This window comes from Streptomyces plumbidurans, from assembly GCF_019857225.1.
GTDB classification, from domain to species: Bacteria; Actinomycetota; Actinomycetes; order Streptomycetales; family Streptomycetaceae; genus Streptomyces; species Streptomyces plumbidurans.
Window position 1 is genome coordinate 142,734 of the sequence record NZ_JAFJSY010000023.1, and the last position, 8,457, is coordinate 151,190.

Sequence of the window (8,457 nt, forward strand, 5' to 3'; positions counted from 1 at the left end):
CTGCGTGGGGCACGGTGGCTCCGATCTAGCGAAGGGACAGAAGTACGGGGGCTACTCGCGTTGCGTACGGCGAGCGGCTTGGGCGGCCCGGAACGTGTGAGGGCTGGAGCGGCGTTTGCCGGAGCGGATGGCGGCCTCGTCGAAGACCGCGGACGCGGCCTGCGGGGACGGTGTCGTCCAGGCGCCGGCCGGTAAGCCGGGCCCCGCCTGCGGCTCCGGCTTCCGGGCGAGAGCGGCCGGAGTGTGGAGCGGGCACCGCACACCGATCACATAGGGCCGCAGACCGTCACCGGACCGGCAGTACCGGTGCTCGGCGCCTATCCAGTGGCCGCACTCCCTGGAGGCGGGGCTGCCGCGCATGAAGGTGCTCACCGTGCACCGCCTGCTGCGCGGCGCTGCACTGCGAGCCTGCGCCGCCCTGAGGCACTCATCCCGCCCCGGACCCCGTACCGCAGCTCACCGCCGGCCTCGGCGCGCATCGCGTCTTCCAGGCAGGCTTCGCGGACGGTGCAGTGCGCGTTACAGAAGTTCATGGCCGCCTGGACAGCGGCCCGCGATTCCGAGAAGAAGTCGTCCGGCGCGGGCCCCCAGCCCTTCCCGCAGGCCGCGTCGACCGCCCACGGCTGGATCGGAAGGCTCTCCAGCAGCAGTTCCCCTACCGGCATTCAGTTCTCCCCCAAGAGAGCTGCAGCCGCATCGAGTTGGCCCGGGATCTCCCTGGACAGCGCGCGGTCTGCAGCGTCGGACTGGCATGCGGGGGCGACGCACCACGGGTGCCGGCAGGCGGGTTTCACGTAGCCGGTCGGGCGGCGTCCGTGCTCAATCTCGAAGGCGACGGGGCGCACGGACAGCTTGCGGCCGCGGTGGGAGAGGATCGGGGTGCAGTCCTGGGCCCTCTCCCCGATCCACACCATGTGGCCGCCGTCGGTCTCCCGGGTGTAGAGGACGAACTTCTGCTGCACCGTCAGCGCCGGCCGTGCGGCCGGGAAACGGTGCTTCGCCCGGAGTTCGGCGACGGTCGCCGCACCGACGTTCAGCCGCTCCGTGATGGCGCGGTTGGACAGGCCAGCGGCGAGACACTGGAGGATCTCGGCCTCTTTCGGGTGGGCGCCGGTCGCCATGGGTCACCTCTCCTGCTGACGTCGCAGCTGACGGGGGATGCGCGGAGGACGGCGCCGGCCGGAGGGATGACGGGCAACAGCTGCCTCCAGCTCCGCCCAGTCGGCGAAGGCTTCGGCCTCGGCAGAGCAGTCGTCCTCGGCGCAGTCCGGCGTCTGCAGCTCCGCCGGGTCGGCGAGGAGCTGGTGCAGCGCCTTGCCGACACCGATGGCCAGCACCGTGAGCAGCACGGCGGCGAGGACCACGTACAGAGCCATCGTGGTCACCGGCGGCCGCCCTTCGTGCGAGGCGTACGGCCGGGCCTGTAGCGGCGGCAGGAGGGGTTGCTGTCGTCCAACTCCAGACGGCCGGCCATGACGAGAGCGATGAGATCTCCTCGTACGGCCTTGGCCGACAGCCCCTTCCAGCCCCAGCTCCGGTAGATGCGGTGCGCGCCATGGGTGGTGATCGGCTGCCCGCTGTTCTCGATGCGCGTCAGCAGCCGGGACTGGCGCTCCGCCGCACCGGGCGTGCCGGTGAACTGCCCCTGTGCAAGCTCCTGCTGGACCTTGGCGATGGCGGCGCGCAACTCGGCGATCTCCGCGGCCTGGTCGAAGACCAGGCCACGCAGCAGCTGCGCGTCGTCGAGGCCGGCACGGCGTTCCGGCTCCGGGAGCAGCGTCGGCCACTGGTGCCAGACGCCGTCGACGTAGGCGGCGTGTGCCTGGGCGAGGCGATGGCCGTACTGCCACGTGCAGGTGACGTCGGGCCGGTCGGGATCCGGCTGCCCGCAGTACCCGCCGGGTGGCGGGATCTCCAGCCGGTGCCACTGGCCGTCACGCAGCTCCAGCGTGCGCCACGCGCCGCCCGTGCGGCAGTACTGCAACCGCGCGCCGGTCTCGGGATGCGTCGTCTCGTGGTCCTCCCAGTGCGAGGGCGGAAGTTCGCACTGCACGGGGATCGACCAGTGCACCGATACGCACCGGGCGAGGTCGGCGAGGTCGGGGGCGATCTCAGGCATGAGAGCCTCCCCGCGTCTTGATCGAGCGCAGGTCGGCGCGTGCGCGGGCGATGGCCGAGCAGCGGCCGGCGCAGTACCAGTGGCTGGCAGCGCCGTCCTTGCTGCCCGGGACCCGGACCATGCCGGGGTCCGGCTGCGGTCCGGTGCCCACGCTGCCGCAGCCCTCGGCATAGCAGGCGTCGACGACCGGGCCGCTGGGCGGCAGCTGCTTCTTCTTGGCGCGAGAGGTGGTCTGCACCGGCTTGGACCGGGGCAGCCAGTGGCCGGTGGCGTCTCGCTCGAGGGCGCTGGTCATGAGCGCCCCGAGGAACCCTGCGAGAGGAGCCGGCCGAGGGTGATGTAGCCGTCGACGCTGTCGATGCGGGAGTGGCCGCAGGCCGTGCACGGCCGCACCAGGTCGAAGCTCGTCGTCTCGGCGCCGTGGTCCACGAGATAGCGGAGATACTCCGGGCGCCCGGGCTCCAGGAGCGCCGTCGCCTGCTCCACCGACTCGGCGAGCTCGTCGGCCGGCGTGTACTGCCAGTCGAGATCCGCAGCGGTCTGGCTCAGCGTCTTCTTCGCGCACTGCCGGGCGAAGCCGAGGAACTCCTCGCGGCTGGCTGCGAACTCCTTGGCCTCCAGCTCGGGTACCGCGGCTTCGTACTCCGTGAAGGAGGTGAGGGCGGCTTCGATGACGTTCATACGGCTACCTCGAGGGTCTCGGGCTGGTACTGGGTTGCGATCCAGGCAGCGGCCTTCTCGATCGTTCGGAGCTCGGTGCGCCGGCGGGCCCAGCGCAGGGTGGCGTCGCCGTACGGGCCGTCGGGGTCCGCAACGGCGCTGGCCTGCCATCGGGGGTGCTGTCCGGTGGTGCGGTAGTGGCAGATCGTTCCGGCGATGTCGGCGGCCTGGGCCGGCAGGCGCGGGGTGAGGGTGACGAGGTACTCGCGCGGTTCGCCGCCGCGGCCGGGGACGATCTGCGCTCCGGCCCACAGCCACAGGCCCTCGACTTCGCGGGGCGCCTGCCCGTAGCCGTATGCGGCGGCGGTGGTGCTGTAGATGCCGACGTCCTCGCCGCTGATGATGTGGACGGCCTCGCAGCTGCGGCATACGAGCCGCACGGTGAAGCGGCCGAAGAGGTTGGCGTGGCCGCAGTCCTCGGCGGTGCAGGCGTGCGGGTCGTCACCGACGTTGAGGCGGCCGCGCCGCCCCTCGTCCATGCGCAGCTGGGGCTCCCACACGGGCAGCGGGCAGTCCTGTCCGTGTTCCAGCCGGGTCCATCCCAGGTACAGGTCGCGCACGATGTTCACTGCTTGCCTCCCTCGGCCACGGCGGTGGGCTGCGCCGGGGCCGGGGTGAGGTGGCCCTCGGCCATGACGACGGAGGCCAGCGGGTACAGCTGCCCGTCGCCGCCGCGCAGGCCGACCAGCGGCATGCCGGCCGGGCTCTGGCGCTGGCCGAAGTACAGCCAGACGTGGCCGTTGCGGCCGATGTAGCCGCGGGTGAGGTCGTACATCCGGCCCCACAGGTAGAACGGCTCTCCGGCGGCTTCCTTGGCCTCGGTCAGCAGGCGGGGAACGTCGTGGGCGGCGAGATGGACATCGATGCCGTCGACGTGGCCGGCGACGAGCTGCATGTGCCCGGACGTCTTCGTGGTGATGTTCACCGGGGTGTTGATCGCGGCGAGCCAGTACTCCCAGTCGCTGAGGGAGGCAGCGCGGATCGTGATCAGGACGCGGGGGCCGTCCGCGGCGATCCCGAGGACCTCGAGCCGCCGGTTGTGCTCGGCGCGCAGGGCGGCGGCGACGCTGACGGCGCGGGCGTGCTGGTCGTCCCAGTCGGCGGGCCGCTGGGGCAGGGCCGACACGGGCCGGATCTGCGGGACCTGGCCCTCGACCCGCTGAACGGTCACGGCGCTCCGCTGGGGTCCGTCGGCGTCCGCGGGGTGCCCTGCGGGACGGATGCGGGTGACGACCTGGGCCCCGCGGGCGGCGGGGGTCGGCGGGCCCGGAGCCGGTTCGGGGGCCTGCTGTGCTTCGGGGCTGTCGTCGTCGCCGAGGATGCCTTTGCGGCGGAGGGCGGCCGCGATACGCACGGCGACCTCGCTGGGGTAGCCGCAGTCCTCGACGATGGTGTCGACGGCGGCCTGGTACGCCTGGGGCAGGTTGCGGCGGGCCTCGACCTGGATACGCAGCCGCTCCAGGACGCCGGCACCGCCGGGGCCGACGAGGCGGCCTTGCGCGTCGAGATCGGCGACGAAGGCGCGGGCGACCGTGCCCAGGCGGTCGGCGAGTTCCTGCTCGATGTCACTTCGGGGCTGCTGGTGGGTCGTCATGCTGCGTACTCCCCCTGGTAGGAGCTGCGGAGGGCGCGGTTCTGCTGGAGGACACGCATGGCCCTGTACTGGGTGGTCTTGGTGGCTCCCTCGGACAGGCCGAGGGCGGCAGCCGTCTCCGACACGGACCGCTGGAGCAGGAAGCGGAGAACGAGGACGTCGCGCTGCTGCGGCGTCATGGCGGCCATCGCCGCGCGCAGCTGGAGCGCGTTGAACCGCTCGAAGATCTCGTCGTCCGGGGCCGGGGAGACAAGGCCCCAGTAGTCCGAGACGTCGCTGAGGTTCTCGACGTAGGTGACCCTCTGCATGGTGCGCGACCTGTAGTGGTCGGTGACGATGTTCCGGGCGATCGTGTAGAGCCACGAGCGCAGCGACTTCTCCATCCACTCGAAGCTGTCGAGCTTGCGGAAGGCGCGCAGGAACACCTCGGCGGTCAGGTCCTCGGTGAGCTGGCGGTGGTAGCTGATCCGCTGGCCGATGAAGGCGGCGACGCGGTCGTGGTGCAGGGCGTAGAGCTCGCCGAACGCCTCGGCGTCGCCTTGCTGCGCGCGGGCGACAAGGGCTTGTTCTGTCGTGTCGTGGTCGCCGGATCTGGCGTTAGCCTCAACGATCAAGGCCTTCTCCGTTCATGTACCGATGAACATGGGTTGGCTGTGAGTCACGCGGGGCTGCTCTGGGCCATGGCCCGGCCTGGGCAGCCCCCGTCGTGTCAGGTCTCGCGCGGGCTCTCGGCCGGCGCCTTCCGCGGGCGCGGCACCCTTGCGGGGCGTGTGGCGTGCGGGTCTTCGTAGACGTAGGTCTCGATGCGACCGCCGTAGACGCTGCGGAGCTTCCAGACAGTCGTGAGGCTGGGCTCCTTGTCGCCGTTGGCGAGTCGGTGGAGCGTGGCCTTGCTGATGCCGGTCTGTTCGGCGATGTCCGCCACAGACGTTGCATCCTTCGACCTGGCCTTTTGCAAGACCTTGGTCATGTTCAGGCGAAGCATGGGTGCAGTCCCCCTTGGAACTCTCACGCGTGCGACTTGGTCGCATGCATGCAACCTATGCGACTAACTCACACGTGCGCAAGTTGCATCGCCGGAATGACGGCAGAACTTTTTTGCCGTACGCGCGAGCGAGCAAGAGCGCACGGCCTGCGGAAACGAAAAACCCAGCCTTGACCTGCGAAGTCGCATGCGTGCGACTGTGGTGTAAGTTGCGCGCGTGCGCGCTACTCTCGCGGAATGCGGAGCATGGAAGATCCCCCACAAGGCAACGCCCGCGAGGAACGGCAGGCTCTCGCTGGGCACGTCGGTGCATACCTCACCGATCGCGCGACCTCGGCTGGGTTCGACGTCCGGCAACGAGCCGGCGGCCGGGCCCAGCTGGCCTCTCTACTTGGGGTGAGCATCACGACGGTGAGCCGCACCCTGGACGGCAAGACCCTGCCGCTCCCCTCGCAGCTGAACGCCTGGGCCAACGTTCTCGGCATTGACCATGACGAGCTACTAGTTGAATCCGGGCTCATTCCTCGCAAACAGCCCCCAGAGGCTGCAAAAGAGGAGGTAACGTCAGCCGCACTCACCCCGGATGTGGCGATGGATGCGTGGGGGATCAGCGATCCCAAAATCCGCAAGATGCTCAACGGAACCATCGAGCAAGCGATCGAGCTCCAACGCGGGATCGATGCTGCCGACCGGGGGGCCACAGCAAGGGGGTAATAAGAGGTGGCATACAGACTGGCGGCGGCATCAACGGCCGTATGCGCGGCTGGAGGCGTCCTCGTGGGGGACGGCGTCTGGCGGCACACCTGGGAGACCGCGGTCTCCGGAGTGGGCGTCCTGGCGGCCGGAACAGTGGGGGTATTCGCAGTGACCGTGCGCTACGCGTTGCGTCAGTTCGACGCGCGTACACGGGCACAGCTACGCGAGGTGACTGACCTGCAGCGCACCGGCGACCTGGAGATGCAGCGACGCGAACACGAGCTGGAAAGACGCGAGGAAGCACTCCGGCGCGCACGGACCACGATGAGCTTGCGGCTCGCCAGCTACGCGAAGGCTCTCGACGACGCCCGCAACGCAGCCGGCTATCTGCGCGCTCAGGTGTGTGAGCTTCAGCAGGAGATCGTCGAAGTCAACGACGAGCGGAACCAGCTGATCGTCGAGGAGCTCGTGCAGTCGCGCGAGGCCTTCACGTCGAAGGGCTACGGACGGCTGCGCGTCGCTGGCAGCAAAGGGCCGGCCACCGGCGTCGGGCACCGCCGGTCGCGAGATGCCACCCCGCTCATACCCGAGCGGGAAGGCCAGTTGAGGAAAATCGATACGCCGTAAAGATCAACGTCCTTTGCGGTGAAGGACGTTGGCAGACAGAGCGGAGCCGTCCCGGGCCGGAAGACCGGGACGGCTCCGCTCTCTGCGCCGGCGCCATCATCCGCGGCTGCGTCTCACGGATATCTCACACAGATCTCACGCACTGACCGGCGCCCCCGGCAGAAAGCGGCTCTGACCAGGCACGGAAGCCCCCGCACGGAAAATGCGAACCCGCTGCGGAAGGTCTTTAGAACTTGTGCCACGTCGTTCCCAGTGAGGGACCGAGGATCAGGACCGGGGCGTCTTCTGGGCCGTCCAGGCGGTATTGCAGGGTGTTCATCGGTGTCTCACTCACCCGCCCGAGCCTCTCATCCGTCATGACAGCGCTTGCGAGCGGGGTGCCGGCTGCCGCGGGCCGCGGCGGTGCGGACGCCGTGGCGTCGTCTCACTTCTTCTCGCTCACCGCGTACACGGCTCCGTAGCCGCTGATGTAGGCCACGGAACCGGCGACCGCGGGCGAGGAATCGGAGTTGACGCTGCCCATGCCGGACTTCCATCGCTTACGGCCGCTCTTGGCGTCCACCGCGAACAGGTTGCCGTCGACGCCGAGGTAGAGCAGTCCCTGGGCCACGGTCAGAGCCGATGAGGCGATCTTGGAGTGGAAGCTCGTCTTCCACCGTTGGTGGCCGGTGGCCGCGTCCACGCCATACAGGTCGTCGTCGGAGCCCACGCAGACGATGCCACCGGACACCGCCGGGGCGGCGTTCACCGAGGCGTTCGCGTCGAACGCCCATCGCTTGCGGCCGGTCGCCGCGTCCAGCGCGTACAGGTGGTGGTCATCGCTGCCGGCGAAGACGGTGCCGCCGGACACCACCGGGGAGACGGTGACCTTGTCCTTGGTGGAGAACGTCCAGCGGCGGCGGCCCGTGGCGGCGTCCAGCGCGTACACGTTGTGGTCGTAGCTGCCGGCGTAGACGACGCCCGCGGAGACGCACGGCGACGTCCGGATGACGCTGCCGGCCTCGAAACGCCAGCGCAGGCTGCCGTCGTCGGCGTCGAGCGCGTAGACGTAACCGAAGAAGCCCGCGGCGCTCATCGCGGCGGCGGTGACGTACAGGACTCCGTCCACGACCCGTGGGGGCGCCGGGGTCTCCATGTTGCCCTCGAGCCGGATGGTCCAGGTCCGCCGTCCGGTGGCCGCGTCCAGCGCGTACACGTAGAGGTTGTCGTCGGCGACGTAGACGGTGCCGCCCGACACGACCGGTGATCCTGTCCGGCCTTGGGTGCGGTAGGACCAGCGCGGCCGACCGGTGGCGGCGTCGAGTGCGTACAGGTGGGCGCGGTAGTTGGCGTCCTCGCCGCCGACGTAGACGACGCCCCCGGAGACCGCCGGTGAGGAGTCGTCCACGAAGAATTCGTCCATACCTCCTTTGAAGACCCAGCGCTGTTCGGAATCGGACATGGTCAGCTCCGGGAACAGGTCTTCCACCTCCCCGAACAGCCACTTCAGCGCCTTCCAGCCGCCGTAGCCGACCCCGCTCAGGGCGCCGGCCGCGACGGCCGTACTCCCCGCGCGCACCAGTGCGCGCCGCGTCGGGCCGGGGTGGTTGGCCGCGGGTGGGGTTGGTCTCGCGGGTGGGGTTGGTCTCGCGGGTGGGGTTGGTCTCGCGGGTGGGGTTGGTCTCGCGGCGGGGGTCGGGCGAGCGGTGGGCGTTGGGCGAGCGGCGGGCGTTGAGC

14 protein-coding genes are annotated in these 8,457 nt (G+C 70.1%); 2 read left to right on the top strand and 12 right to left on the bottom strand.

Features of this window, described 5'->3' with window-relative positions:
* Window positions 1–51 precede the first annotated feature (51 nt).
* The 11 genes from JYK17_RS17680 to JYK17_RS17730 all read right to left on the bottom strand — a co-directional run bounded on the left by JYK17_RS17680 (window position 52) and on the right by JYK17_RS17730 (window position 5,418).
* Window positions 52–372 carry a hypothetical protein gene (locus JYK17_RS17680; RefSeq protein ID WP_222810751.1) on the bottom strand — a complete coding sequence of 107 codons (321 nt, stop codon included), beginning with the start codon at window positions 370–372 and terminating at the stop codon, window positions 52–54.
* The gene (locus JYK17_RS17685) at window positions 369–665 is read right to left on the bottom strand and encodes a WhiB family transcriptional regulator (protein WP_222810752.1); all 297 of its coding nucleotides are present in this window, start codon (window positions 663–665) and stop codon (window positions 369–371) included. The genes JYK17_RS17680 and JYK17_RS17685 overlap by 4 nt, the downstream gene beginning before the upstream one ends.
* Window positions 666–1,121: a LuxR C-terminal-related transcriptional regulator gene (locus JYK17_RS17690; protein WP_222810753.1), complete on the bottom strand. Its 456-nt coding sequence runs from the start codon at window positions 1,119–1,121 to the stop codon at window positions 666–668.
* A 3-nt stretch (window positions 1,122–1,124) separates the two neighbouring features.
* A complete protein-coding gene (locus JYK17_RS17695) occupies window positions 1,125–1,376 on the bottom strand; it encodes a hypothetical protein (RefSeq protein WP_222810754.1) in 252 nt (83 codons plus the stop codon).
* Between the two features lie 5 nt (window positions 1,377–1,381).
* On the bottom strand, window positions 1,382–2,119 hold the full coding sequence (locus tag JYK17_RS17700; RefSeq protein ID WP_222810755.1) for a hypothetical protein: 738 nt from the start codon (window positions 2,117–2,119) through the stop codon (window positions 1,382–1,384).
* The gene (locus JYK17_RS17705) at window positions 2,112–2,414 is read right to left on the bottom strand and encodes a hypothetical protein (RefSeq protein ID WP_222810756.1); all 303 of its coding nucleotides are present in this window, start codon (window positions 2,412–2,414) and stop codon (window positions 2,112–2,114) included. Before JYK17_RS17705 ends, JYK17_RS17700 begins: the two co-directional genes overlap by 8 nt.
* Window positions 2,411–2,800 carry a hypothetical protein gene (locus JYK17_RS17710; RefSeq protein WP_222810757.1) on the bottom strand — a complete coding sequence of 130 codons (390 nt, stop codon included), beginning with the start codon at window positions 2,798–2,800 and terminating at the stop codon, window positions 2,411–2,413. Before JYK17_RS17710 ends, JYK17_RS17705 begins: the two co-directional genes overlap by 4 nt.
* The gene (locus JYK17_RS17715; RefSeq protein ID WP_222810758.1) at window positions 2,797–3,408 is read right to left on the bottom strand and encodes a hypothetical protein; all 612 of its coding nucleotides are present in this window, start codon (window positions 3,406–3,408) and stop codon (window positions 2,797–2,799) included. The genes JYK17_RS17710 and JYK17_RS17715 overlap by 4 nt, the downstream gene beginning before the upstream one ends.
* Window positions 3,405–4,433: a BN159_2729 family protein gene (locus JYK17_RS17720; protein WP_222810759.1), complete on the bottom strand. Its 1,029-nt coding sequence runs from the start codon at window positions 4,431–4,433 to the stop codon at window positions 3,405–3,407. The genes JYK17_RS17715 and JYK17_RS17720 overlap by 4 nt, the downstream gene beginning before the upstream one ends.
* Window positions 4,430–5,047: an RNA polymerase sigma factor gene (locus JYK17_RS17725; RefSeq protein ID WP_222810760.1), complete on the bottom strand. Its 618-nt coding sequence runs from the start codon at window positions 5,045–5,047 to the stop codon at window positions 4,430–4,432. Before JYK17_RS17725 ends, JYK17_RS17720 begins: the two co-directional genes overlap by 4 nt.
* Window positions 5,048–5,142: 95 nt before the next feature.
* Entirely contained in the window at window positions 5,143–5,418 is a 276-nt protein-coding gene (locus tag JYK17_RS17730) for a helix-turn-helix domain-containing protein (RefSeq protein WP_308011692.1), read from the bottom strand.
* A gap of 246 nt (window positions 5,419–5,664) precedes the next feature.
* On the opposite strand from JYK17_RS17730, the gene JYK17_RS17735 reads away from it, so the two are divergent.
* Complete coding sequence (locus JYK17_RS17735) at window positions 5,665–6,132, top strand: helix-turn-helix domain-containing protein (RefSeq protein WP_261995847.1); 468 nt, start codon at window positions 5,665–5,667, stop codon at window positions 6,130–6,132.
* Between the two features lie 63 nt (window positions 6,133–6,195).
* The gene (locus tag JYK17_RS17740) at window positions 6,196–6,741 is read left to right on the top strand and encodes a hypothetical protein (protein ID WP_222810763.1); all 546 of its coding nucleotides are present in this window, start codon (window positions 6,196–6,198) and stop codon (window positions 6,739–6,741) included.
* Between the two features lie 424 nt (window positions 6,742–7,165).
* Here JYK17_RS17740 and JYK17_RS17745 read toward each other — a convergent pair whose 3' ends face one another.
* A complete protein-coding gene (locus tag JYK17_RS17745; protein ID WP_222810764.1) occupies window positions 7,166–8,299 on the bottom strand; it encodes an outer membrane protein assembly factor BamB family protein in 1,134 nt (377 codons plus the stop codon).
* Between the last annotated feature and the right edge of the window lie 158 nt (window positions 8,300–8,457).

What these genes read in the sequence shown, in the direction of transcription:
- JYK17_RS17685 (WP_222810752.1), bottom strand. Translation starts at nt 665, where the DNA reads ATGCCGGTAGGGGAACTGCTGCTGGAGAGCCTTCCGATCCAGCCGTGG.
- JYK17_RS17690 (WP_222810753.1), bottom strand. Translation starts at nt 1,121, where the DNA reads ATGGCGACCGGCGCCCACCCGAAAGAGGCCGAGATCCTCCAGTGTCTC.
- JYK17_RS17695 (WP_222810754.1), bottom strand. Translation starts at nt 1,376, where the DNA reads ATGGCTCTGTACGTGGTCCTCGCCGCCGTGCTGCTCACGGTGCTGGCC.
- JYK17_RS17700 (WP_222810755.1), bottom strand. Translation starts at nt 2,119, where the DNA reads ATGCCTGAGATCGCCCCCGACCTCGCCGACCTCGCCCGGTGCGTATCG.
- JYK17_RS17705 (WP_222810756.1), bottom strand. Translation starts at nt 2,414, where the DNA reads ATGACCAGCGCCCTCGAGCGAGACGCCACCGGCCACTGGCTGCCCCGG.
- JYK17_RS17710 (WP_222810757.1), bottom strand. Translation starts at nt 2,800, where the DNA reads ATGAACGTCATCGAAGCCGCCCTCACCTCCTTCACGGAGTACGAAGCC.
- JYK17_RS17720 (WP_222810759.1), bottom strand. Translation starts at nt 4,433, where the DNA reads ATGACGACCCACCAGCAGCCCCGAAGTGACATCGAGCAGGAACTCGCC.
- JYK17_RS17730 (WP_308011692.1), bottom strand. Translation starts at nt 5,418, where the DNA reads ATGCTTCGCCTGAACATGACCAAGGTCTTGCAAAAGGCCAGGTCGAAG.
- JYK17_RS17735 (WP_261995847.1), top strand. Translation starts at nt 5,665, where the DNA reads ATGGAAGATCCCCCACAAGGCAACGCCCGCGAGGAACGGCAGGCTCTC.